The following is a 26,678-nucleotide window of genomic DNA, read 5'->3' as shown; positions in this document are numbered from 1 at the left end:
TTTGTCGCTGCAAATAACCGATTCTAATGTTACCTCAACGTTAACTACAGGTTATGATTAAATCAAAGAATCACTTAAAAAATAACCGCTCCACGGGGAGCGGTTCGTTCATAAATCTAAGTTGACAAAAAACTAAGGATTTTATGAAATCACTTCCGGTGAAGGAAGGGATTCAAAGATTTGAAATTCAATTGATAATTAAGTGAGATTAAATTTATTTAAATGTTAACTAATTGTATCCATTTAAGGGAGGGGATTAAATGAGGATTCAATATTCATACTTAAATGCTTTACTATCCTACAAGAGTGGAGATATATATAAAATTGAATATTATTAGGATTATAAAACAGCCAATAGAGAATAGGCGATATAATTTGCCCGGTCTGTCTTCTTTAGGTGTTTGTTTTCCTGTAATGAGTCTGTAATTAAACCATGCAAGAAAGGGTGCAGATAAAAATGAAAGTGCAGTGGCAAAATCTATGAGTACCGTAAAAGATGCTGTAAAAAAGAAGAGAATCAGTAAAGAGAGACCTGGAATTAGAAAAACATTTATCCGGTAATTTTTCCATTTAGATTTGGGAGTCTTTGCCTTCGAGCCTTCTGCATAGATTTCAGAGATCACCCGCGGAAAAGCATCGGTAACGGCAAGGGTAGTGGAGAACATGGCGATAAATGCAGCCACAGCTATGATAGGTTTGCTCCAATCACCCAAAGTTTTGCCGTAGAGATCGATAAGCTGTCCTGAGAATTCTACTCCGTTTCCGGAGAAACTTATACCACTACCAAACATAATAAGGGCGCCCATAAGGAAGAATAACAATCCGATGAATGCGGCGGCAAGATATCCGATATTGAAATCGGTAAAAGCCTCCTTGAGTGTTGTCTTTCTTTTGTTTCCGAGGGCCTTCTCTTTGGTCCAGATGGAATGCCACACAGAGGCATCCAGAGGTATAGGCATCCATCCCATAAATGAAATTATAAAAGCGATCCCAGCCTTATTCCAGACCTCAGGTGGAGCTATGGAAATTGCTTTTTCCATTCTCCCTTCCCCAAAAGCAAGAATCACGGCTGTTAAGGTGGCAAGTCCCAGTATAGATACTATGAGTTTCATGGTCTTATCCAAAGCTGGATATTTCCCTATCAAAAGAAGGGCTATGCAAACTCCAATGATCGCAAAACTCCATGTAAAAGAAGACCATCCCAATCCAAAAAGCCTTTCGGCCAGTCCAGCTGTTACAATCGTGACTGCAGCCTGAATGATGAACATGCTTCCTACAGTTATAATTATAAAAGTCCAGTAAGGAAATTTCCCCATTTTCCGATAACCACTAATTAAATGATCTCCTGTTGCTGCAGCGAACCTGGGTCCAAATTCAAGGAAAGGATATTTAGTTATACAGGCGAGCACAAGAACCCACAAAAGAAGGAAACCATAATCGGCCCCGGCGCGTGTTGCCTGAACAAGATGAGAGACTCCGATGGCTGCTCCGGCGAGTAAAAACCCGGGACCGAGCGTTTTTAAGAATGAGGTTTTGGAAGGGTAGTTTGGTTTCATTTGAATTTTTTAACTGTCATTACGAGCGAAGTGAAGTAATCTCAAACTGGAGACTGCTTCTCCGTCTCTGACGGATCGCATTGATATTAGCCAAGACATGAAATTAAACAAATTTTGAGATCATTTTGGTATTTACCTCATGCCCGCCATCAAAACTTAGAATTTCAAGGTTTTTAGAAAATATTTTCTTCAGTCTTTCTTCCTCCACTTTTACAATTTCTGAATTTAAATACTCGTCATGAATCCCATAAATAAAACTGAATTTAGTATTCTCTGAAAATTCAAAATCCTCGTGACTTAGCTCCTGAGGTACCTTTCCCGAATGCATAATTAAGTTTTTACAATTAATTTTTCTTCTGGCTACAAATCTGGTAGCTATCGAAACTCCCTGGGAATATCCCAGAATATTAAGGTTATCGACTTCTGATAAATTTTCAGCTTTGTAAACAGCATCCAGATAGTTCAGAACATTTTCAATTTCTTCCTCCAGGTATTCTCTGGTAAGCCAGGAAGCTCCCACATGCCTGTATTCTCCATTCAGGTAATATTTTGATTGGGCCTGTGGCGCTATGATATAATTTTCTTCAGGATCAAGGTGTTTAAAATATTTCAGAAAATAGCGGCTTAAGTATCCTATCCCGTGAAATACGAGCCAGACATTTTTTGTCTGGGAAGTAGGCTCATTTAGAACCGAATAACTGTTTTTTATCTGATAGGAAACACTTTTCTCGGTGCTCATCTCTTTGCTGTTTTGTATTTTTACAAAGTAACCAATCTTTAAAGGATGACGAAAGAAGAAATTATTGAGCTTTCACGCCGGGCCTGCAAAAATACACTTATGGAAACCCTGGACATTGAATTTGTGGAAGCTGGAGATGATTATATGATCGCGAAAATGCCCGTATCTCCAAAAGTGCATCAACCAGATGGGGTACTTCACGGAGGAGCAACCGTGGCACTGGCAGAGAGTGTGGGAAGCATGGCCAGTTATGTTTTTCTTAATACAAAGGACTTTTTTGTTCGCGGAATTGAAATCTCAGCGAATCATCTAAAAAGCGTGAGGGATGGTTATGTATATGCCCGGGCATCATTTATTCATAAAGGGCGAACCACACAACTTTTTGAAATAAGGATTACAGACGAAAATGAGAACCTTATCTCTATAGTAAAATTAACCACCATTGCTCTTCCAAAAGAAAAGAAATGATTGAGGCATCCGATTTTTACCAGAAATTGAAAACCCAATTGAAGGAGGACAAACCTTTTGTGGCTTATCGTAAACCAGGAGAAAATGAAAATAAGGTGAAAGCCATACTTCAAAATAACTCCGAATGTTTTACGGTGAAGGATTTGAAGGAGAGTGGCTTTGTTTTTTCACCATTCAATCCTGAAGATCTTTCTTATATTATACCGTTTGAGAATTCTGAAATTTTTGAACTGGATAATAATTCAGCAGAAGGTATAGACAGTGATCTTTATGAATATTTATCCTCGGGAACCGATTTTGAATACATGGAAGAAGACCAGAAACTCCATGAAAACCTGGTTCAGAAAGGTATAGATCGTATAAGGGCCGGTGATTTTAAGAAGGTGGTTCTGGCAAGGTCAGAGAGAGTACAGGTATATGATCCCGATCCCATCAGAATATTCAAAAAACTTTTGAATAAATATTCCCAGGCTTTTGTTTATCTGTGGTTTCATCCGGAAACCGGATGCTGGCTGGGAGCTACCCCTGAAACCCTTTTGAAGGTGGAAAGAAACCGGTTTAAGACTATGGCCCTTGCCGGAACCCAGCTTTTTAAGGGAACTGAAGAGGTGGAATGGGATAAAAAAGAAGTTGAAGAGCAACTGTTCGTTACTGATTATATCCTGCAATCACTTGATGAAATTAAGGATATTGAGGCTGTGAATGTTTCCAAACCTTATTCTGCGAAAGCTGGTAATTTACTGCATATTAAAACAGATATAACAGGAAGTTTTTCCGGCCCGGAAAAGATGGGAGAATTAATAAAGACTCTTCATCCAACTCCTGCCGTATGCGGATTGCCTAAGCAGAAGGCTCTTCAGTTTATTCTGGAAAATGAAAACCAATCGAGGGAATTTTATTCCGGTTACCTTGGCGAACTGAATATGAGATCTGAAACTAAAAGGAGTTCTAATACCAGAAATCAGGAAAATCAACAATTCACATCTATTTCCAGCAAAACCGAACTGTATGTTAACTTACGCTGTATGAAACTAAAAGAAGGAAATGCCAGAATTTATATAGGCGGTGGTATTACAAGGGATTCAAATGCGGCTGATGAATGGATGGAAACCGTAAATAAATCTCAAACCATGAAAGCAGTTCTTGTTAAATAAGCACAAAAACTAAGTGTGAAATTTCCTGTAAATTGTAATTTTGGGCTTCTATGAAGTATTCTAAGATACCCGTTGCTCGCTCGGTAGTTGCCTTATGCGTGGCAAAAGATATAAAACATGTTGTTATTTCTCCCGGATCCCGTAATGCTCCGTTGACCATTGGGTTTACCCATCATACCGACATCACCCCTTACAGTATTGTTGATGAGCGTTGTGCGGCCTTTTTTGCGCTTGGTATGGCACAACAACTTGGAAAGCCTGTGGCTCTGGTGTGCACTTCGGGTTCAGCGTTGCTTAATTACTACCCGGCTATTGCCGAAGCATTTTATAGTGATATTCCATTGGTCGTTATCTCGGCAGACAGGCCGGTGGAGCGTATTGATATCGGGGATGGGCAGACAATAAGACAGAAGAACGTTTTTCAAAATCATATACTTTATTCGGCCAATCTTTACTCTGAACTGGTGTTGGAAAAGGAATCTAATGATCCCAAGCTTCAGCAAAAACAATTCGAGGCTCAAAAACATAATGAAAGAGAAGTGAACCTTGCACTTAATAAGGCCATAGAGGAAAAGGGACCGGTGCATATCAATGTTCCTTTTTATGAGCCTTTATATGATACGGTAGAGAATATTGAAGTGCAGCCAATTCAAATATATCCCGAACTTAAGGAGAGACATTATTCAGAAAAACAACTTCAGCATTATGCCGATGAATGGAACCGTGCAAAACGGAAAATGGTCATCGTGGGAGTTGCCCAGCCAAATGCTGTAGAGCAGAAGTTTCTCAAAACCCTGGCTGAAGATCCCAGCGTGATTGTATTTACCGAAACTACTTCAAATATTCACCAGGAAGAATTCTTTACGAGAATAGATACCATTATCGGTCCTATTGAAAAAGCCGGGAACAGGGAAGAGCTTTTCGGCAAGTTGCAACCCGATATTTTGTTAACATTTGGCGGGATGATAGTGTCTAAAAAGATAAAAGCATTCTTGAGGAATTATAATCCTAAGCATCACTGGCATATAGATTCTAAAAAGGCCTATAACACATTCTTTTGCCTGAATAAACATTTTGAAACAGATGTAAATTCATTCTTTTCAGAGTTTCTTCCGCTTACAGAGAAAACAGACAGTGAATACGGAGAGTACTGGAAATCTATAAGGAAAAAACGACAAAACAGGCACGAAGAGTATATGGGTCAGATCCCTTATTCTGATCTTAAAGCTATGCAGGAAATAGTTCCTGTTGTGCCTGAAGACAGCATTGTTCATTTTGGGAATAGTTCAGCGATCAGGTATGCGCAGTTATTCCAGTGGCATCCAAGTTTGAAGATATTTTGCAATCGTGGAACCAGTGGAATTGATGGTAGCATCTCTACTTCGGTGGGAGCTGCGGTCACTTCAGAAGTACCAGTTTTAATGATCACTGGCGATCTTAGTTTTTTCTATGACAGCAATGCCCTATGGAATAATTATATTCCTTCAAATTTCAGGATCATTGTGCTTAATAATCAGGGAGGTGGTATTTTCAGAATCCTTCCAGGAAATAAGAATACTGAGAATTTTGACAAATATTTTGAGACTGTCCACGATATGAATGCCAAACCTGTGTGCGATCTTTACAATTTTGAATATTTCAGAGCCGACTCACAGGAAGATGTTCGTAAACAATTGGAGAGTTTCTTCGGTGCGTCTGAGAAACCTAAACTTCTTGAGATTTTTACTCCCCGGAAGATCAATGATGAAGTTCTGCTTGAGTATTTTAATTTTATGAAATCTTAAGCATAGCCTAACATTTCTTAAGAATCATAATCTTTATATTCGATAATGTCGAATTAAAAAAATTGATTATGAGTAAACTTGAAGAAAAAGTTGGAAAGTATCTGGATGATCTGAAATCGAAAATTGGAGAAACTAATCCCGATGTAGATCTACTTAGAAAGATAGCCGAATCGATGGGACCGAGTATCTATAATGCCGATGCTGAAACAGTTGCCTCTACCAGCGAATCTGAACTGGATACAGTAAAAAGAAATTTCATTGATAATAAACTTGGTATTTCTGATGAATCCAAAGCTAATGAAGCTTTGAACCAGATTCTCGAAAAATACGGAAAATCAAACCGGAACAAATACAGAGTTGTGGTCTATTATTTACTGACCAAACATTTTAAGAAAGAATCGGTTTTTAAATAAACGTAAAGACAAGGAAGAAATCCGTTTCAGGTATAAAATCTGAAACGGATTTTTTTGTGGCTGAATAAAAGTATCTTTGTAAGCTAAATTTAAAGTATGATCCAGTTAGGCGAATTTCATGATCTGATAATGGTAAGGGAAACCGATCATGGTGTATATCTTGAAAATAATGAAGGAGAAGAAGTATTGCTTCCCAATAAATATGTACCCCAAAACTGGAAGGAGGGAGAAACTATAAAAGTCTTTATTTACCTTGACCATGAAGAGCGCCCGGTTGCCACGACCCTGGAGCCGAAAATAAAACTGGATCAGTTTGCAAAACTCCGGTGTGTAGAGGTGAGTAAATTTGGAGCTTTTCTGGACTGGGGACTGGAGAAACACCTGTTCGTTCCATTTAAGGAGCAGGTGATACCCATGCAAACGGGAGAAGAGTACCTTGTATTTTGTTATCTCGATCTGGAAACAGAGCGGCTTGCGGCTTCATCTAAAGTACATGCCTTTGTTGACAATTCTGAACTTACCGTAGAACCATTTGAGGAAGTAGATCTGCTTGTTAGTAATATGACCGAACTGGGCTATAATGTTATCATTAATCAGCTTCACTTAGGACTCATCTATCATGATGATGTTTTTAAACCACTGAAGATTGGCGATTCTTTAAGGGGCTTTATAAAAAAGATCAGGGAGGATAATAAGATAGATGTTATTTTGCAGAGACCTGGCTACAGAAGTATAGAGCCAAATGCACAGAAAATTCTTGATAAGCTTAAATCTGCCGGGGGATATATGAATGTCTCTGATAAATCAGATCCTAAAGAAATAAAGGAACGGCTGCAGATGAGTAAAAAGAGTTTTAAAAAGGCGGCAGGGAGTTTATATAAACAGCGTATGATCGATATTAGGGAAGATGGTCTTCACTTAAAAGATCAGTAGACGTACCGGTAAGGGGTATACCTTCTTATTCCAAAACCACGAGTATTGTTGTAATTGTTCAGAAAAGGATTGGCGAAATAGGGATTGTTGAAAACATCGTTCCTGTCATAAGCCCTTACTTCACCTGTTACTTCAAACAACTTTTTTTCTTTATTAGACTTTGGGAGTGGTGAGCCAAGGTCAATTTCCCGTTGAATTTTATTGCGATTGCTTCTGTCTATGATAGCAAGCATATCGACCTGTTTTTTCTGAACTTCATTCTTTAAATGTAAGAAGCTGCCATCCGGAAGGTTAAAAGTCGATTCAGTTTGCCATACAAAACCATATTCTCTCCAGGTATTCTCTATACCGCGATTCCCTATTTCAAAATCTTCCCGGTCCCAGTACTCCTGGGCGTTGACATTCACTGCACAACAGAAAAAAACTAAGAGATAAAAAAGTTTCATTTTGTTTTTCTTAAAACACATCAAAGATTATGCAAAATTAGATGGGAACGAGTTCTTTTACTTTTTCAGACGTATAAAGGTAATATAATTTAGAAGCAGAATAAATTTTAATTATACCGGGTTACATTTTAAAAATTTTATGAATGTAGGAAAATGAGATTGAGGATTTTATAAAAGATTAATTTCATCTACCCATTTCTGAGTATTAATCATTTTTTTAACTAATAACTTATATTTATTTATATTTACCTTTCATCTAATCCAAAAAATCTCATTATGACAAAAAAGTTTACTCCATTTTTTGTCGTCTTTTTTACTCTGTTCAGTTTTATATTGAGTGCCCAGGAAAACCTGGTAGAGGGTAAAGTTATAGACGAAAATGGCATTCCCATGATTGGTGCGACAATTCAAATTAAAGGTACCAATAAGGGTACTACCACCGATTATGACGGAATGTATTCAATTGACGCCCCTCAGGGCAGTACTTTGGTTTTTTCCTTTGTTGGATATATTACTCAAGAAGTTCCGGTTACAGATTCAACAATTGATGTGACTCTTGCTCAGGATCAAAATGCTCTTGGGGAAGTTGTAGTTACCGCTTTTGGAATTGAAAGAGAAACCAGATCTCTGGGTTACTCTGTTACCAAAGTTGAAGCCGATGAGGTAAACCTTACAGGTAATACGAACCCGGTTCAGGGGCTACAGGGCCGTGTAGCGGGGGTTCAGATAAGCCAGAGTTCCGGTACTGCGGGTGGAGGAATTGACATCCTTATTCGTGGGATCACCTCTATCAACCCTCAAAGAGGGAACCAGCCTTTAATAGTTATTGATGGTCTGGCCATGGATAATTCGACCTTTGCCGGAGATGTACGTCCAAGTGCCGGGTCAAACTCACCAAGCAGTTCTGAGCAATTTTCATTCACCAACCGGGCTGCCGACCTTAACCCTGAGGATATCGAATCGTTCAACGTACTTAAAGGTGCTGCTGCTACTGCACTATATGGTGTAAGAGCAGCCAACGGAGCGATAGTGATTACAACCAAAAAAGGAACACAGGGAAAAGCAAGAGTTAATATTTCTGCTTCCACCAGTTTTAAAGATATAACTCAAACCCCCGAGCTTCAGACAACTTTCAGGGAAGGCTTTGGTGGAGAGCCTCGAACGCTTTACACGCCTGAAACCGAAACCGGTTTTACAAGACTTGGTGGAACATCTTTCTATTCCTGGGGACCACGATATAGCGACGATTCCTTTACCCAGGAAGATGGAACGGTGATTGATCTCACCAATGATCGTTTTTATGATCCTTATGATCTTTTTAGAACTGGGATTCTTACCCAGGTTGATGCCAGTGTAAGTGGGGCAACAGAAAAACTGAATTATTATTTTTCAGTAGGTAATGATAGCGAGGAAGGGGTATTGCCAAATACTTATTACGATAAGACGAATATAAGGATGAAGGCGGGGTATAAAATAACAGATAATTTTAATATCAATAGCTCTATAACTTATGCGAATAGTGGAGGAGCCCGAGGAAATGGTGGTGATAAATCTGTGTTTAGTTCACTTTCTTATTATTCAGCAACTTTTCCTATCAATGACTATATAAACCCCGATGGGACTCAGCGAAATTATTCTTTTGGAATTATAGATAACCCGAGATATTTACTCGAAAAAAGTCCGTTAATTGATAATGTTGACCGCTGGATAGGGAATGTGTCGCTAAACTGGAATCCCAAAGACTGGATGAATATCACCTATTCTGCTCAGGTGGATAATTATTCCGACCGCAGGAACAGGTTTGTTCCGCCAGATCTTGATGTGGGAAGTCAGGTAGGAGGTTTTGTATTAGAACAATACAATGATTTCCTTGGATTGGAATCAAACCTTCTCGTAAACTTCAATACAGAACTCACTGATAATCTAAAAACTTCCCTAACCTTAGGTAATCAGATCTCAGACAGTAAAAGGGATTATTCCTTTATAAGAGGAGAAAACCTTAATGTTCCCGGAATTAATGATATTAGCAACACCATTAATATTTTCGGAAACAAGACCGAAGATCAGATTCGTAACGTTGGTGTTTTTGGCGAACTTAAGTTCGATTATAACAACGAGTTATTTCTTACCCTTACCGGAAGGAACGACTGGGTGTCTACATTGCCTAAGGAAAACCGTTCTTTCTTCTATCCATCAGTTAGTTTGGCCTATGATTTCCATAATTTGATAGATGACGATGAAGACCTATTGACTTTCAGTAAAATTAGAGCTTCCTGGGCCGAAGTGGGTAAAGGGCCTTTGTTTGGACAGGTAGGCAGCTATTTTGTTGCCGACTCTAACTTCCCTTTTGCAGGAACAGGTGGATACAGGTCTGATATTACCGTTGGAGATCCATTGCTTCTGCCTGAAAAAAACAGGTCTTTTGAAGTTGGGGCCGATCTCAGGTTTTTTGACAACCGACTCAGATTTGATTACGCTTATTACAGGACTACTGTAAACAATCAGATATTCACCGTTGGAACTGCCTATTCTACAGGATTGGCTGGTATTGTTCGAAACGCAGGTAAATTCAGATCCTGGGGACACGAATTACTTGTATCCTATGATATTCTGGATAATGATAACCTTTCCTGGGAAACTTATCTGAACTTCGCTACCAATACAGGAGAAGTAGTGGCTTTACCGGATGATATCGAGGCTCTGATCTTTGCAGATTCAGGTTTTGCAGGGGTTACTTCAGAAATACGTGATGGGGATGAACTGGGTAGTCTCTATGGATACACCTGGAGATACGAGAACGGTCAACGATATATCGATGAAAATGGCCTTCCTGTGATTAATCTGGATGAAAGAGTGAAAGTTGGGAATGCGTTTCCAGACTTCATCGCTTCATTAGGGAATAGGGTGAATTTTAAAGGTTTCAATTTAGACTTCCTTTTCGAATGGAAGGAAGGAGGAGATCTGTATGATTCCGGAAGAAGGAATTCAATAAGAAATGGTATTCTGGAATCGACCGTATTCAGGTATCAAACTACAGTGCTTGATGGAGTGATGGATGATGGAAGTGGTGGTTTTACTCCAAATACTCAAGAAGTACTTATTGACGAGAGCTACTACAGAAGTTCAACAGCCTACAATCGTGCAGCCGAAATTCTTATTCAGGATGCATCCTGGGTAAAACTTCGTAACCTGTCTCTGGGTTATAATTTTGGTGGAAGCATACTTAATGCGATAAAAGCTGATAGTTTTTCGGTTTCGGCAAGTGTCCAGAATATTTTGATATGGACTCCTTATGACGGTTATGATCCTGAAGGAAACCAGTATAGTGCGGGAAGTAACGTCTATGGTTTTGCAGGTTTGAGCACTCCGCTTTCAGAGATCTACTCTATTGGATTTAAATTAGGATTTTAAAAAAATTGGATATGAAAACTTTTTATAAACTAATTTGTGTAGTATTACTATTTGGAAGTTTTTCCTGTAGTGATGACTATTTTGATGTAAATACGCCTTCCGGTGCGGTAGAACAGAATCAGCTTAGAATTAATGACCTTCTGGCCCCTGTTATTTTCCATACTGTGGAAGGGCAATATTCCGCCAGCTTACCTTTTGGGAATTATACCCAGTATATTACAGGGCGAAATGGGCAGGCTTCAGGGGAAACCACGGCCGCTGGCTTATGGAATGACATTTATCTATATGCTTTGCCTAACATAGAGGTGATCAAAGAAAAAGCTGCGGAAGTGAATGCTCCGCATTATGCTGCTGTAGCAGATATTTTAAAAGCGATTAATGTTGGGATAGCGGCGGACACATGGGATAATATCCCTTTATCTGAAGCCTCCATGGGAGATAATAATCTTTTCCCGGCATTTGACACCCAGCAGGAGGCTTATGACCAGCTTTTCTCATTGCTGGATGGAGCTATAGCTACACTTGAAAGTCCAGATGACTCTAATATTAATATGGGTAGTGAGGATCTTATTTACGGTGGAGATTACGATAAATGGTTGAGGGCGGCTTATACGCTTAAGGCCAGGTATCAGCTCCATTTAGTAAATAAAGGTGTTATTACTCCTCAGGAAGTGCTAACCAGTATTGAAAATGGGTTTACCTCGAATGCCGATGATTTCCAGATGTTCTATAACGACCGGAATATTAACCCAAGATATTCATTAGAGATTCTTGCCAGGAATACAGGGAACCCTCATAATAAACTGGCCAGCCAACTGGTAAGCATGATGAATGGAAATTATTACCCATTTGAAAGCGAAGACCTGGAAATCGATCCTCGTTTACCGGTGTTTGGAGAGATTAATAATCCCGATGATACGGAATGGAAAGGTTATGTAAGCGGTGGTCTGGGTATTGCTCCGGATGGTTCTCCGGCAAATGTTCAGTTTGCTGATGGAGGTTACTATACCAGGGTAGATGCTCCTATTGTGGTAATCACCTACGGTGAAGCTCAGTTTATTAAAGCAGAAGCCGAGTTCCTGGCAAATGGAGGAACTCCTACCAGCATGGGTACGACTGCGGAAGGATATGAAGCCTACCTAGAGGGGATTCGTGCCAGTTTTGCAAAATATGGGGTAGATGCCTCAGAATACATAAATGATCCGGTAGTTGACGTGGGTGCTGATAATTTAATGCTTCATCATATTATGAAAGAGAAGTACATTCATAACTTCGTTAATCCGGAAACATGGGTAGACTTCAGAAGGTATGATTTTTCAAGTGAGGTATTCACTGGATTGACAATCCGCTTAGATGATGGGGAAAATCCGGAATATCAAGGAGAGTGGTTTAGAAGAGCTACTTATCCGGCAACCGAAATTAACCGAAATGGAGATGTGGTTCAGCAATATCAGGAGACACCCGTTACACCGGTGTGGTGGGATGCTGAATAATTAATGATATACAGAAACCTTAAGGTTTAAATATACCGGGCAACCTAAAAGTTGCCCGGTTTTTATTTGGAAATAATGGTTTCTATAGTTTGAAGTTGATTTATTGAGCGGTCTTCTGCTTAATAAATAAATAGTAATAAGAGTAAATCCTTTTTCAAATTATATGCTTTTGGATAGAATGTTTTAATTGAAAAAGTTAATTTGCTCCAAAATTAAAAATACTTAAATGAGAAAACTAGTATGCCTTTTCGTGATGGCCTTTGTTGGTCTTAGTCTTTCGGCCCAGGAAAACGATTCTTTTGAAGAAAAGACCATTAAACTTATTAAAATGACTGCGGGTCAGCAGTTCGAGATCATGATGGATCCTTTGGTTAAAATGGTGCCGCAGGAAAATCAGGAAGCCTTTAAAAAAGAACTTGCTGAAAGCACTAATGATCTTTATTCTAAGATGGCGAAGATTTACATGGAAAGCTTTACCGAAGCAGAGCTGGACAAGATTCTTGATTTTTATGCCACTCCTGTAGGGAAGAAACTGGTTGCCGAAACTCCTACGCTTACCAAGAAAGGAATGGAATTAGGCCAGACCTGGGGAATGGAACTTCAGCCACTCATGGCAAAATATTCAAAATAGAACAATTTGGTTGATTTTAAAGCCCGCTTTCTTAAGCGGGCTTTTTGCTTTCTCAACTTCCCTGAATATCTTAATTTTACTAAAAATAAATTCAATGGCAAATATAGACTGGAAAATAGCTAAGGAATACGAAGATATTACTTATAAAAAATCAAATGGTGTAGCCAGGATAGCATTTAATAGGCCGGATGTTAGAAATGCTTTCCGGCCTAAGACCACTTCCGAGCTGCTCGATGCCTTTCATGATGCGCATGAAGACACTTCTATAGGAGTGGTATTATTATCAGCAGAAGGACCTTCGTCTAAGGACGGAAAATGGGCATTTTGTAGTGGAGGAGATCAAAAAGCCAGGGGACACCAGGGCTATGTTGGTGAAGATGGGTATCACCGATTAAATATCCTTGAAGTTCAAAGACTGATAAGGTTTATGCCTAAGGCGGTAATTGCTGTAGTCCCCGGATGGGCAGTAGGAGGAGGGCATAGCCTTCATGTAGTATGTGACCTGACCCTGGCTAGCAAGGAGCATGCGATCTTTAAGCAAACCGATGCCGATGTCACCAGTTTTGATGCAGGGTATGGTTCAGCCTATCTGGCAAAAATGGTAGGACAGAAGAAGGCGAGGGAGATCTTCTTTCTGGGAAGAAACTATTCCGCTCAGGAAGCCTTTGAAATGGGGATGGTGAACGCCGTAATACCTCATGACGAACTGGAAGATGCTGCATACGAGTGGGCTCAGGAGATTCTGGCTAAATCGCCAACATCTATTAAAATGCTGAAATTTGCCATGAATCTTACCGATGACGGAATGGTAGGACAGCAGGTGTTCGCTGGAGAAGCAACGCGATTAGCCTATATGACCGATGAAGCTAAAGAAGGCCGAAACGCGTTTCTTGAAAAAAGAAAGCCTAATTTTGAGAAGAAGTGGATACCATAGGTTCAATAGGCAGTGTTCAGTTAGCAGTAGGCAGTAATTTGTAATGTCTAAATTTGGAAAAATCTGGAAATGAAAAAAAGCCATGAAACGTTTTCATGGCTTTTTTCTTCATTTAAGTTTAAGAAACTCCAGCTTATCTTAGTTTCGGATATTTATTAGGATTAGTCTCATGCATTATGGAATACACTTTTTCAAAAATATCTTCCGGAGAAGGTTTTGAAAAATAATCTCCATCGGTTCCGTAGGCCGGTCTATGTTCTTTTGCAGTTAGCGTTTGAGGTTTGCTGTCTAGAAATCTGTAAGCATTTTGCTCCTCAAGTATCTTCTGCATGATAAATGAAGAAGCTCCACCGGGAACATCTTCGTCAATCACAAGGAGTCGGTTTGTCTTTTCAACACTCTTCACTATATCGTGATTCAAATCGAAAGGCAACAACGACTGAACATCTATTACTTCAGCATCTATGTCAACCTCAAGTAATTCCCTGGCTACATCTTCTACTATTCTTAATGTGGAACCATATGAAACCAAAGTAATGTCTTTTCCTTCCCGGACAGTTTCAGTATAACCTATAGGGGTTTTGAATTCACCAAGGTTGTTAGGAAGTTTCTCTTTTAAACGATACCCGTTAAGGCACTCTACAATAAGAGCGGGAGTATTAAGATCAAGAAGTGAATTATAGAAACCTGCAGCTTTGGTCATATTTCTTGGAACAAGAATATACATCCCTCTAAGCAGATTTAGCAGGCCGCCCATTTGCGAACCACTATGCCATATTCCTTCAAGCCTGTGCCCCCGGGTTCTCACTATCAACGGAGCTTTTTGTTTTCCTTTTGTACGATAGTGCAGGGTAGCCAGGTCGTCACTCAGGGTTTGAAGGCAGTACATTATATAATCAAGATACTGGATCTCTGCAATAGGCCTTAGACCTCTCATCGCCATTCCAATTCCCTGTCCGGCTATAGTAGCTTCTCTTATCCCTGTATCAGAAATTCTGAACTTACCGTGCTTTTTCTGAAGGCCTTCGAGCCCCTGGTTAACATCACCTATTTCACCGGAATCTTCTCCAAAGATCAGTGTTTCCGGACGATTAGTGAAGATAGTGTCAAAATTATCTCTTAATATTATTCGGGCATCAACTTCCTGAGATTCATCATCGTAAGTAGGAAGAATTTCTGTACTCGTATCTTCTTCTATATAAAGAAGTGAGCTATATTCTTCATTAGTCTGTTCTACATAAGATTCAAGCCAGGTAATAAGGCTGTTCTTTTCAGAGGTTTCTTCACCAATCAGATATCTCAGACTTCTTCTGGCAGCAGATACAAGGTCTTTTTTCAATGGCTCCCTGTTACCTGAAACCTCTTTTTTAATTGAGTTTATGAAGTTTGAATTAGCACTTGAAGAAGCAGCACTTTCCAGAAGCTGAACCAATTCTTTCTGTTTACTGATAGTGGGTTGCAAATAAGCACTCCAGGCTTTTTGTTTGGCACCACGTACTTCTTTTTTTATCTGCTTCTCAAGATCATCAAGCTGTTCTGAAGTGGCAAAATCGTTCTCAATGATCCAGTTTCTGAGTTTCAGATTACAATCATGTTCTCTTTCCCATTTCAGTCTTTCTTCAGACTTATATCGTTCGTGAGAACCAGAGGTTGAATGCCCCTGCGGCTGAGTTAATTCTATTACATGGATCAGAACTGGGCAATGCTCTTTTCTGGCAATTTCACTTGCTTTCTCATAAGTATCTATCAATCGGGGATAATCCCAACCTTCAACGACCATGATCTCATAGCCCTCATTATCTTCATCTCTTTGAAAACCTTTGAGGATCTCAGAAATATTTTCTTTGGTAGTCTGATGTTTAGCAGGTACTGAAATTCCATATTCATCATCCCAAACGCTTAATACCATTGGTACCTGTAAAACCCCGGCAGCATTAACAGTTTCCCAAAAATGACCTTCACTTGTACTGGCGTTACCAATAGTTCCCCAGGCCACTTCGTTACCATTATCACTGAATTTCTCGGCATCAATACCTTCTACATTTCTGTATATCTTAGAAGCCTGGGCGAGACCCAGTAAACGAGGCATTTGTCCTGCAGTAGGAGAGATGTCGGCGCTGGAATTCTTCTGTTCCATCAAATTTTTCCATTCTCCGTTCTCATCAATGCTATGTGTCATGAAATGGCCACCCATTTGCCTTCCGGCAGACATGGGTTCATTTTCCATATCAGTATCGGCATAAAGTCCGGCAAAAAACTGTTCGGGAGTAAGCTCATTAATGGCCATCATAAAAGTCTGGTCACGATAATAACCAGACCTGAAATCACCATTCTTATAGGCTTTTGCCATGGCTAGCTGCGGCACTTCCTTTCCATCACCAAATATTCCAAACTTCGCCTTCCCGGTAAGTACTTCTCTGCGGCCTAAAAGACTGCATTCCCTGCTTGTAACGGCAGTCCTGTAATCTTCAAGGATCTGAGATTTGAACTCATCAAATGAAATTGAATTTTCAGTTTGTGTTTCGCTTTGCATGAACATGTTTTTGGATGGTAACAAATGTAACGAAAAGTATGATTAAATACAATTCAAATTTTCGCTTTAAAATTGATAATAATATAATTTTAACCTTTATTTATTATTTATTATTAAAATAAACAGTTCTTTATTATAATTTTCTTGACAATAATTAAATTGTGATTGATGGTTAAAATAAGGATTTAATGGATCAATACCAACGTCGGGTAAATAATCTAATAAGTGTGTTGAGGTCAAGTGCTACTATAAACCTTATTTTCTGGTCGTAATCTGGATCATCTAATTCCCAGCCTAAACTGGAATAAACAGGAAAGAATACTTCAAAATAATCCTGTACAAGGCTAACTCTTATTCCTGAATCATATAACAATTTACCATTTTCTCCTTTATTCTTTACGATTCCAATATCCCCGTATGCATAGATCCAGTTCCAGATATTTGTACTTGCGTTTAAAGAAGTAAGCCATTGATTGGCAAATTCCGGTTCGAGCTGAGATTTAAAACCACCCTCGGCCATGATAATTTGTTGGCTGAACAATCCACTGCCTTCGCTTCTTCCGTAATATTTATAATCAAAAAGATAATCTGTAGGCCTGTCAAGGGCAAAGCTGAAGTAGTCGTTACTCCTTACGTCATTATATAAAAATGTACCGGCAAAAAACCTGAAATTTATCTGCCTGTTGTTTTTAAAGAGTTTGCGATATTCGGCACTCACAGACATTTTACTGAATTTATCAGAAAGCTGGTAATCGACCGAAGCAGTTAAATGTTTAAGAAAATTAGGGTTGCTGTAAGCATACTTTACATTGAAAACATTATAATCTGGCTGAGGTAAAGGAACTTCAGGGTTCTCATCTCTCTGAACATGAACGTTCCTTATAAGTAATCTTTGCCTTTCATTACTTCTTAAGTAAGAGTTCCTGAAGCCAAATGCCAGGTAAGGAGTGAATTTTTCGTAGAATAGATCATAGCCATAAGAAAAACGTGTACCGCTTATTCCATACGAAATCGCGTATAGCTCTTTATTCTCAAACTGGTGTGTATTAAAGAAGGCAGCTGATCCCACCACTGTTTTACTATTGAACCCGTATTTGGGTGATATGGCAAAATTAAAAGTCTTACTAAGTACTGTTTTATTATAAAGTTTAGGGCCTACCGCTATCCCATCATAAAGGTTGTATTCAAACTCAGGCATAAAGAAAACCTGGTGGTATCTGGGATCTTCCACATCCTGAAGTAACCTGAACTGTATTGGTTTATCCAGCAATTTTGTAACGCCTGCATAGTTGTTCCGCTGATTGAATTCAGGAATCTCCTGTTCATAATTGAGCGCCAGTCGTTGAATACTATCCCTTGGAATCACAACTCGTTTAGTGTCACGAACCTTTTCCACCCATGTTTTATATACCACTTCACCATCCCTAAGCCCATACAGGCTAACCGGCATATCGTTATTTCTAAGGTTCTTTATTGTCACCTTTAAAGAATCCGACCTTTTTTCAACCTCATCTATCTTGAAATCTATCTTTTTATTTGTGCCAACATATTCATTAAAGAACCACTCTATATCTTTATGTGCATTCTTTTTAAGAATTTCGGCAAAATCTTCATCTGTCACTGGTTCCAGTTTGTAGGTAGAATAGAATTCAGAAATTGATTCTTTTACCGACTGGTCTCCCAGGAAATCTTCGACATATTTTAAGCCAACCCCTGCCTTGTATGCATTCGCAATATTCTTGTTAAACTTTACAAGAGAATCCTGGCTGGTAATAAGTGGCTGGTCAAGATTAAGCCTGGCCATATTCATATATAGAAACTGGTACTGATCATTAAATTCCAGATCGGCGGCATGGAACCATCTAATCCCGATGACCTTACTTAAGCTGCCTATTAGCTTCATTTTTGGATAGTAAGTATCAACATAATCCATCATAAGTGAGATCATAATGGCATCGGTAACCCATTTCTCCGTTCGTGGATTGATCAGAATGGTATTCTGAAGATAATTACTTGTAATCGTTTTAAAAAGCTTTATATCGTACTGGAATCCATCAGGAAAGGGTCTTATGAAACCAGGTAACTGATTAAGGCCATAAATGGGATTTTTTTGATAATCTTCCTGGGTTACAAAGATGTTGTAATGAGGGTATTCGCCTAGTCTTTCATGTAAAAAACCTACAGCCCGCTCGAGGATGGTATTTTTAATGTCAAATTGAATGCCTTCATCCTCAATATTTGTAATTACCTGGTTGGAATTGGCACTTATGGATTCAAAAATATATGACCTGGTAATATACATTTTGCTATCTACCCGATCTTCTCCACGAAAAGTGATGTTCTTGTAGCCCTGTCTTGTCTCAGTTCTTACTAGATCAAGTCCAGATGCAGCGTAAAATTCAGTAGGGATATCAAGGGAAACAAAGATGTCGTAAGGTTTTACATATTGCAATCCCAGATCTTTGTGATTATATAATTTCCACCCATTATCAAGGGGTGCGGGTACCATGTACCAGTATCTTAACTTATAGTTCCCATCCTGATCTATTCCATACCGGGTAAACTTATCATCAGGAATCTTTAGTCTATACTTTAACTTGATCTTCAGGGAGTCGCCAGGAGCAAGAGGCTCTTTAAGATTAACTCTAACCAGGTCGGGAACATTACCCGGCCTGTCCCATTCCAGGTCGCTATCCCGACTGTTTTTAATATAATCTATGGAAGTATTACCCCGTTCTTCCTCTTTTGCAAAATGAAAACGCCTTGCATAATCTTCGGCGAAGCGTTTTGCCAGGGCAGAGGATTTGTTGCTGAACGCATTGTTCCAGTCGTTAAGGTAAATACTTACAAGCTCCCGGTTTCCGGTATTTATGAAGTTGATATCCTGATCTATCTCCAGGGTATGCAGACTGTCGATCAAACGTGCATTTACATTAATGACATTCTGTGCGGAAAGCCATCCCGAACAAATAAAAAATATCAGGAAAAACTGAAGGTATCTCAACGAGTATATGAATTTAGTACTGATAAGCTATCAGGGCTAAATATAATCAAAGTTTAATACCTTCAATAAGGCCATTAACTAGAAATTAGGACTTAGGTTGTATTCTTCGTAGAATTTGTCGAGAATTTCGATCACTTCATCTTCAGTATCCACCACTTGTACTAGGTCTATATCCCCTTCGCTAATGTTTTTGAAGTTGTCAAGTAGAGTGGTTTTTATCCAGTCCACCAGTCCACCCCAAAACTCGGTTCCCACAAGAATTATAGGGAATTTATCGATCTTATGGGTCTGGATAAGGGTGATCGCTTCAAAAAGCTCATCCAGAGTCCCGAAACCTCCGGGCATGACCACAAAACCCTGAGAGTATTTCACGAACATTACTTTCCTTACAAAAAAGTAGTCGAAATCCAGGCTTTTATCGTTGTCTATGTAGGGATTGTCATGTTGTTCAAATGGAAGATCAATGTTCAGTCCAACAGAAGTTCCACCGGCCAGGTGAGCACCTTTATTACCGGCTTCCATAATCCCGGGACCACCCCCGGTAATCACGCCATAGCCATGGTCTACGATCTTTTTTGCAACTTTTTCTGCGAGTTTATAGTATTTCATATCGGGCTTTGTTCTCGCCGAACCAAAGATCGATACACAGGGGCCTATCTGACTAAGTTTTTCGTAACCATTTACGAATTCCCCCATTATTTTAAATATCGCCCAGGAATCATTGGTTTTGATCTCGTTCCAGGCCTTGTTTCTGTTACTTCTTATCATTTTTCAGGTTAGTTTAATTCCTTTTTCAGGAATTGAGCTGTATAACTTTTCTTGTTTTTAATAATTTCTTCAGGGGTTCCTTTAGCGACCACTTTCCCGCCGCCTTTTCCTCCTTCGTAACCTATATCGATTATATGGTCTGCCATTTTTATAACATCCATATTATGTTCTATAATAAGTACAGTGTTTCCTTTATTGGTTAAAGTAGTCAAAACCTCCATCAAAACCCGGATATCTTCAAAATGAAGTCCGGTGGTTGGTTCGTCTAATATATAGAAAGTATTTCCGGTATCGCGTTTTGAAAGCTCTGTAGCCAGTTTTATTCTCTGAGCTTCACCACCAGAGAGGGTTGTTGATTGTTGCCCAAGGCTAATGTAGCCTAGCCCAACATCCTGAATGGTCTTAAGTTTCCTGTATATCTTAGGGATATTCTCAAAAAATGTGGTGGCCTCATCAATGGTCATTTCAAGAATATCGGCGATAGATTTTCCTTTATACCTTATTTCAAGGGTTTCCCGGTTGAACCTTTTTCCCTGGCAGGTTTCACATTCAACATATACGTCTGGCAGGAAGTTCATTTCAATCACTCTTAATCCTCCTCCCTTACAGGTTTCACATCTTCCCCCTTTCACATTAAAGCTGAAACGTCCTGGCTTATATCCGCGTATAAGAGCCTCAGGAGTCTTTGCGAACAGGCTTCTGATCTCAGAGAAAACACCGGTGTATGTAGCCGGGTTGGAACGCGGAGTCCGGCCAATGGGAGACTGATTGATATCGATCACTTTATCAATGTGATCAAGCCCTTTTATACTCTTATAAGGTTTTGGTTTCTTTACTCCATTAAAATAATGGGCATTCATTATGGGATACAGGGTCTCATTTATGAGAGTGGATTTTCCACTTCCTGAAACTCCGGTTACCGCTATCATTTTTCCCAGGGGAATAGTGATATTTACATTCTTCAGATTGTTACCTGTGGCACCTTTTAGTTCGATCTTTTTACCATTTCCCTTTCTTCTATCCTTCGGAACAGGGATCTCTTTCTTTCCATTGAGATAATACGCGGTAAGGGTATCATGAACTTTTAGTTCAGCCGGAGTACCTTCGCTAATAATTTCGCCACCATGTTTTCCTGCCCGAGGACCTATATCGATTACATGGTCCGCTCTTTCTATCATGTCCTTGTCATGTTCCACCACAATAACTGTGTTGCCGATATCCCTTAAGGATTCCAGGGAATTGATCAGCTTTTCGTTATCACGCTGGTGTAAACCGATACTTGGTTCATCAAGAATATATAACACTCCTACCAGTTGAGAACCTATCTGTGTGGCCAGTCTTATCCTCTGAGCTTCACCACCCGAAAGGGATTTTGAACTCCGGTTAAGATTAAGATAAGTTAATCCTACATCTAACAGGAACTGGAGACGGGTTCTTATTTCCTTGATTACTTCTTCAGCTATTTGCAGTTGCTTTTCGGTAAGGTGCCTTTCAATATCAGAGAACCAGTTGCTAAGGTCTGTAATATCCAGTTCTGAAAGTTCTGCGATATTCTTGTCATATATCTTAAAGAATAAAGCCTCCTTCTTTAATCTTGAACCCTCACAATCTGGACACATTACTTTGTCCATATATTCTTTTGCCCAGCGCCTGAGGGAAGTAGAATCGTTATTTCGGTAGGTTGTTTCAATAAAATTAGCGACTCCTTCAAAATCTATCTTATACTCCCTGGTGATACCTAAAGATTTGGATTCCCTGGAGAATCTTTCTTTGCCTCCATGCAGGATCATTTCCAGTGCTTCCTGTGGGATATTTTCTATAGGATCACTCAGACTGAATTCAAATCGTTCTGCAATAAGTTCGAGCTGGGAAAAGACCCAGTTCTTCTTTTGCGGGCCATGAGGTGCGAGCCCCCCGCTTTTTATAGATTTGGATCTGTTTGGAATAATCTTATCGATGTTCACCTGGTAAAGGGTGCCAATACCATTACAGGTTGGACAGGCTCCCTTAGGAGAATTAAAAGAGAAACTGTTAGGCTCAGGGTTTGGATAGCTTATCCCGGTGGTGGGGCACATCAGGTTCCTGCTAAAATATCTCACATTTCCGGTTTCCTGTTCCAGGATCATAAGCGTGTCATCACCATGGTACATGGCTGTTTTGATACTTTCTTCCAGTCTTTTATCAGAATCTGGTTTATCCTCGATTTTAAGCCGGTCTACTACAATTTCAATATCGTGGGTCTTGTAGCGGTCGAGCTTCATTCCTTTTTCGATATCTACCACCTGGCCATCTGCTCTTACCTTTATAAAACCCTGTTTGGCGATCTGTTCAAATAACTCACGATAATGCCCTTTACGACTTCTGATTACCGGGGCCAGAATATTCACTTTTTTTCCCTGAAAGCTTTCAAGGATAAGGTCTTTGATCTGTGAGTCGGTATAACTCACCATTTTTTCTCCAGTATTATAACTGTAGGCATCGGCTGCTCTTGCAAAAAGCAGTCGAAGGAAATCATAAATTTCAGTAATAGTACCTACGGTACTTCTTGGATTCTTGCTGGTAGTTTTCTGCTCTATAGCAATTACAGGGGAGAGGCCTTCAATTTTATCTACATCTGGTCTTTCAAGGCTTCCCAGAAACTGCCTTGCATAGGCTGAAAAGGTTTCTATATACCTGCGCTGACCTTCCGCATAAATCGTATCAAAAGCCAGTGAGGATTTACCAGAACCGGAAAGCCCAGTAATAACTACTAGTTTTTCCCTGGGAATATTAACATCAATATTTTTAAGGTTATGGACTCGGGCTCCTAATACTTCAATTCTGTCTTCAGATTTTACCATAGAATTTTTCAAGAGGGCAAAGTTACTTATTGTATTATTATTTAGAAAGCCAATGTCAATCTACTGATGTTAAGATAGGTGTAAATTTTGCGATTTCTCGGACCTCATTTTAAAGTAGGAATTAGGCCTTCTTTAGGAGTAAGGTTTAAGAACAACATTTCAGGTCTTAAAATTAAACTTTCGTCATTTGTTTAAGGCTCTGAAAGTCAGTATAATACTACTTGTTTTTTTACGTAAACTACATGAAATCACCTATATTTGATAATCCAGAACACTTCTCCCAAATCTCTTTTTTAAATGATTCGAAAGCATCTAAGGATGCATTAAGTTCCTGCCCCATTTTAAAAAAGAAAAATCATTGTTCATGTTAAATGTCGATTGAAGATGGAAAAAAGACAACTCCTAATTGTAAGTAAGAATCAGGAATTTATTGAGAAAGTTGTAGATCGTGTAAGTGTTTATTATGAGATAAGTGTGGAGAAATCTATTCATGTCGCTTATAATATTGCCCTTACTTTGCTCCCCGATGTCATTTTGTTTGACAAGACCTCCTTTGAGAAGGCATCAGATTTTAAAAACCTTAAAACATTTAAATCCACCCATTTCCTCACCCGTAGCTATCTTATAGTATACGGTAGGCAGGAAGATGCTAAAGCCTTAAATAAGAGATATAAATCCATCATTGATGAATTCCTTTCCGATAATATAGGCTTTGACCTGTTGGCCGAAAGAATTCAGAAAAGCAACCATTCAGGAAAGATCAATTACTGGCATGAGTGCTTTATGGGGCTTTTTAACCTTATGGCAAAGCCTATAGTACTACTTCAGCAGAATAGCATTATTGCAATGAATGACGCTTTTAAAAAGACCTTTCGAATTGAAGATACTAATGGGTTGAGACTCACAGATCTCGTGAATGTTGAAAATAAGGCTAAGGTTAAAACCAGTCTGAGGAATTTTGCAAGAGGAAAACATATGAAAGCGGTAACCTCTACCTCTTTACTGGTACATGAGAATAAACTGAGAAATGCCAAAATAAGTTTCTCTAAACTGAGCAGAAATATCAATGATCAGTTTATTATGATCATAGACTTTTCTGGAGATCAGTTTACGATGGATCAGAATATAGGAAGTCATGCTGACCAGGTAGAGAAGTGTTTTAAGGAAAACAGTGAGTTGGCAGAATTTAGTTTCACCAAGCGGGAAAAAGAGATCATTTCCCTGCTTTGCAAGGGTTATAAAACAAAGGAGATTTCAGAAGCATTATTCATCTCACCCAAAACGATTGAGAAACACCGCTCAAATATTATAAAACGGACCAACTCCGAAACCATACTGGAGAGTGTTATTTATGCTATCAACCATAATCTTGTTGATTTCCCTATGTCCTAAATTATTGTTAAACAGGTTTTTATATTTAAAAGTAGGGGTTTTCCCCCATGCTGCTCACTATAGTAGTTTCTTAAATTTACATTGAAATGTAAAAAAGAACTCCCCATTTTTCTTCTTATTGGACTTGCCCCCAGGTACCCCCCAAATCACAATTTTTTTCTGACAGTTTTTGACAATATCCCATAAGGGAAATCTGTATATATAATTTATTAACCATTCGAAATATTATTAACCAATACTTAGTAACCTATGAAAAAATAAAAGTCACTCCCACCTGCTTATAGCTTCAATCCAAATCGTTTGTTGATCTGTTACCAAACCTCTTCGTTTCCAGAGAAGAGGGCTGTATATAATGTTAACCATTCTAAATATAAAACCTTTTAATTATGAAAAAACTTAAAATCAGCATGAGCTTGCTTGCAATCTTTGCATTGCTTCTAACCTCATGTAGCAAGGAGGAGACCGCTTCTCCCTTAGATGATCCAAATGTCCAATCTTCTGTAGATTTAACTTTTGGAGCGATGTTGAATGATCTTTCGAACCGTGCGATGGCAACCAATAAGACGCATTTTGGTACGATACCAGACTGTTCAGATACTGAACCTGCCTATGTTGTATTAGAGATATCTTATGACGGTCAGGCTCCGGAGACTGAAGGTCCCATAACAGTTGATATTCTTTCAGATGGAGATGATTACTTTACCGCATTTTCCGAATTGTTAAAAGTTCCAGTAGCAGATGGAAGTTTTGTAACGGTTACTTTAAATAGTTTTAGAGTATTCGATTCAGGAGATAATGTTATCTGGGTAGCGCCAAAGGAATCAGATGGTAATTTTGATGGTTATGTTGATTCTGCTTTACCTATCAGTTTTGATGTTGAGGACGGTACCAAGCCTTATATAGACGTTGAAGTACTTTGTTTCGATAGGCGTATGGTGAATGAGTATGGTTATCCGTTCTTCGATCTTATTCCTGGCAAATTATATCCATTATGTTTCTTTGCTAACTTCTGTCCAAGTCCGGATGGTCGTCACTATGTTGCTAATTATAGTATTGATTTATATTATGATGATGGTGATTCCAGAATTCAGCTTTATCCTAATCCGGAAGATGATGCTCAGGCTGTTACTGATGATTCCAATAACTCTGCCGATCCTGTATGTTTAGTGGTTCCAGAATCACCATTTGAGGATCCTACTATAGATTATCTATTCTATGTGATAACTCCACTGGACTGGCCAAATAATTATGGAGATATTGATAATACTCCTATGGCAGAAGTGGGTCTTAACTGGAATGAAGTTGAAGCATTACTAAATGATGATGGCGAAACTAATGAATATCTTCACATCTTTATAGGATGTGACGACACGCCACCTCCACCAGACGACTGTCCACTTCCTGCAGAAGAAGACTCAGATGGCGATTGTGTGCCGAATGATGACGATATATGTCCTGGACATGACGACAATATGCATTCTGATGGTGATACAATTCCTGATGGATGTGACAACTGTCCATGGGATTCTAATCAAGATCAATTGGATACTGACGGAGATGATATGGGAGATGTATGTGATACATGTCCATTCGTAGCTCCTGAAAATGATAATGATGGTGATTGTAAGCCTAATGATGATGACCCATGTCCAAATGATTCGAAAGACAATTGCGATGATGTAGAGGAAGGAGCTTGTGGAACTGCATTTATGTTCTCACCAGATAATATTTTAATCAATGCAGTTACAAATTCCAATAGATGGGGTTGGATCGAATTGTATGATGTAGATGATAGCATAATACGAGATATTTATGTGGGTGCAGGTCAAAATGACTTAGATAAAGGAACTCATATAGGTAGTGTGACTATTTCAAGAGATGGCGATAATCTGAATTTTGACTTCGAACTACTTGGAGATTATGAATTCAGTACCCTTCATATACATGTTGCTGATACAGAGGAGGAAGCATATAGTGTAGCTAAATCACCCGGACGATATAACCAAAATGGTATTCTAGATGGTCTTGGAGATCAAAGCCTTGATATCCTTGGAGATTTAGATGATGATTTATGGATTATCGTTCACGCAGATGCCTGTGATGAATAGAGCATGAAAAAGCCGACCGGTTTAAAACCGGATCGGCTTTTTATTAACCATTCTAATAAACCAAAATAAAT

General features: G+C 39.1%; 18 protein-coding genes. 11 read left to right on the top strand and 7 right to left on the bottom strand.

Going from position 1 to position 26,678, the window contains the following annotated elements:
- Positions 1–293: 293 nt before the first annotated feature.
- Both NE848_RS14225 and NE848_RS14220 read right to left on the bottom strand, forming a co-directional pair.
- Positions 294–1,556 carry an Nramp family divalent metal transporter gene (locus NE848_RS14225; protein ID WP_252114781.1) on the bottom strand — a complete coding sequence of 421 codons (1,263 nt, stop codon included), beginning with the start codon at positions 1,554–1,556 and terminating at the stop codon, positions 294–296.
- 103 nt (positions 1,557–1,659) lie between these two features.
- The gene (locus tag NE848_RS14220) at positions 1,660–2,295 is read right to left on the bottom strand and encodes an alpha/beta hydrolase (RefSeq protein ID WP_252114778.1); all 636 of its coding nucleotides are present in this window, start codon (positions 2,293–2,295) and stop codon (positions 1,660–1,662) included.
- A 45-nt stretch (positions 2,296–2,340) separates the two neighbouring features.
- Between NE848_RS14220 and NE848_RS14215 the strand changes: the two genes are divergently transcribed.
- The 5 genes from NE848_RS14215 to NE848_RS14195 all read left to right on the top strand — a co-directional run bounded on the left by NE848_RS14215 (position 2,341) and on the right by NE848_RS14195 (position 7,047).
- The gene (locus NE848_RS14215; RefSeq protein WP_252114776.1) at positions 2,341–2,763 is read left to right on the top strand and encodes a PaaI family thioesterase; all 423 of its coding nucleotides are present in this window, start codon (positions 2,341–2,343) and stop codon (positions 2,761–2,763) included.
- Positions 2,760–3,917 (top strand): chorismate-binding protein, encoded by a 1,158-nt coding sequence (locus tag NE848_RS14210; protein ID WP_252114774.1) that lies wholly within the window; start codon positions 2,760–2,762, stop codon positions 3,915–3,917. The genes NE848_RS14215 and NE848_RS14210 overlap by 4 nt, the downstream gene beginning before the upstream one ends.
- Before the next feature lie 50 nt (positions 3,918–3,967).
- Positions 3,968–5,701: a 2-succinyl-5-enolpyruvyl-6-hydroxy-3-cyclohexene-1-carboxylic-acid synthase gene (gene menD, locus NE848_RS14205; protein WP_252114772.1), complete on the top strand. Its 1,734-nt coding sequence runs from the start codon at positions 3,968–3,970 to the stop codon at positions 5,699–5,701.
- A 68-nt stretch (positions 5,702–5,769) separates the two neighbouring features.
- Positions 5,770–6,114 carry a DUF2853 family protein gene (locus NE848_RS14200; RefSeq protein WP_252114770.1) on the top strand — a complete coding sequence of 115 codons (345 nt, stop codon included), beginning with the start codon at positions 5,770–5,772 and terminating at the stop codon, positions 6,112–6,114.
- 96 nt (positions 6,115–6,210) lie between these two features.
- Positions 6,211–7,047, top strand: a complete 837-nt coding sequence (locus NE848_RS14195) for a CvfB family protein (protein ID WP_252114768.1) — start codon at positions 6,211–6,213, stop codon at positions 7,045–7,047.
- Here the strand turns inward: NE848_RS14195 and NE848_RS14190 are convergent.
- On the bottom strand, positions 7,041–7,493 hold the full coding sequence (locus NE848_RS14190; protein ID WP_252114766.1) for a hypothetical protein: 453 nt from the start codon (positions 7,491–7,493) through the stop codon (positions 7,041–7,043). The genes NE848_RS14195 and NE848_RS14190 overlap by 7 nt on opposite strands.
- A gap of 276 nt (positions 7,494–7,769) precedes the next feature.
- On the opposite strand from NE848_RS14190, the gene NE848_RS14185 reads away from it, so the two are divergent.
- The 4 genes from NE848_RS14185 (at position 7,770) to NE848_RS14170 (ending at position 13,962) form a co-directional block, all read left to right on the top strand.
- Positions 7,770–10,904: a SusC/RagA family TonB-linked outer membrane protein gene (locus NE848_RS14185; protein WP_252114764.1), complete on the top strand. Its 3,135-nt coding sequence runs from the start codon at positions 7,770–7,772 to the stop codon at positions 10,902–10,904.
- 11 nt (positions 10,905–10,915) lie between these two features.
- Positions 10,916–12,397, top strand: coding sequence for a SusD/RagB family nutrient-binding outer membrane lipoprotein (locus tag NE848_RS14180; protein ID WP_252114762.1), 1,482 nt, complete (start codon positions 10,916–10,918; stop codon positions 12,395–12,397).
- A gap of 226 nt (positions 12,398–12,623) precedes the next feature.
- On the top strand, positions 12,624–13,028 hold the full coding sequence (locus NE848_RS14175; protein ID WP_252114760.1) for a DUF2059 domain-containing protein: 405 nt from the start codon (positions 12,624–12,626) through the stop codon (positions 13,026–13,028).
- A gap of 94 nt (positions 13,029–13,122) precedes the next feature.
- The gene (locus NE848_RS14170) at positions 13,123–13,962 is read left to right on the top strand and encodes a 1,4-dihydroxy-2-naphthoyl-CoA synthase (protein ID WP_252114758.1); all 840 of its coding nucleotides are present in this window, start codon (positions 13,123–13,125) and stop codon (positions 13,960–13,962) included.
- 133 nt (positions 13,963–14,095) lie between these two features.
- On the opposite strand, the gene NE848_RS14165 is transcribed toward NE848_RS14170, so the two are convergent.
- The 4 genes from NE848_RS14165 to uvrA all read right to left on the bottom strand — a co-directional run bounded on the left by NE848_RS14165 (position 14,096) and on the right by uvrA (position 23,107).
- Complete coding sequence (locus NE848_RS14165) at positions 14,096–16,495, bottom strand: alpha-ketoacid dehydrogenase subunit alpha/beta (RefSeq protein WP_252114756.1); 2,400 nt, start codon at positions 16,493–16,495, stop codon at positions 14,096–14,098.
- A gap of 193 nt (positions 16,496–16,688) precedes the next feature.
- Positions 16,689–19,499 (bottom strand): gluzincin family metallopeptidase, encoded by a 2,811-nt coding sequence (locus NE848_RS14160; protein ID WP_252114754.1) that lies wholly within the window; start codon positions 19,497–19,499, stop codon positions 16,689–16,691.
- A 78-nt stretch (positions 19,500–19,577) separates the two neighbouring features.
- The gene (locus tag NE848_RS14155) at positions 19,578–20,267 is read right to left on the bottom strand and encodes an LOG family protein (protein WP_252114752.1); all 690 of its coding nucleotides are present in this window, start codon (positions 20,265–20,267) and stop codon (positions 19,578–19,580) included.
- Between the two features lie 8 nt (positions 20,268–20,275).
- Entirely contained in the window at positions 20,276–23,107 is a 2,832-nt protein-coding gene (uvrA, locus tag NE848_RS14150) for an excinuclease ABC subunit UvrA (RefSeq protein WP_252114750.1), read from the bottom strand.
- A 384-nt stretch (positions 23,108–23,491) separates the two neighbouring features.
- On the opposite strand from uvrA, the gene NE848_RS14145 reads away from it, so the two are divergent.
- Together NE848_RS14145 and NE848_RS14140 are read left to right on the top strand one after the other, a co-directional pair.
- Positions 23,492–24,499 (top strand): response regulator transcription factor, encoded by a 1,008-nt coding sequence (locus NE848_RS14145; RefSeq protein ID WP_252114747.1) that lies wholly within the window; start codon positions 23,492–23,494, stop codon positions 24,497–24,499.
- A gap of 386 nt (positions 24,500–24,885) precedes the next feature.
- On the top strand, positions 24,886–26,607 hold the full coding sequence (locus NE848_RS14140; protein WP_252114745.1) for a hypothetical protein: 1,722 nt from the start codon (positions 24,886–24,888) through the stop codon (positions 26,605–26,607).
- Positions 26,608–26,678: the final 71 nt, after the last annotated feature.

Source organism: Gramella jeungdoensis, assembly GCF_023805255.1.
GTDB lineage: Bacteria > Bacteroidota > Bacteroidia > Flavobacteriales > Flavobacteriaceae > Christiangramia > Christiangramia jeungdoensis.
The sequence above is the reverse complement of the archived record's forward strand: the minus strand, read 5'-3'. Positions and strand labels throughout refer to the sequence as shown.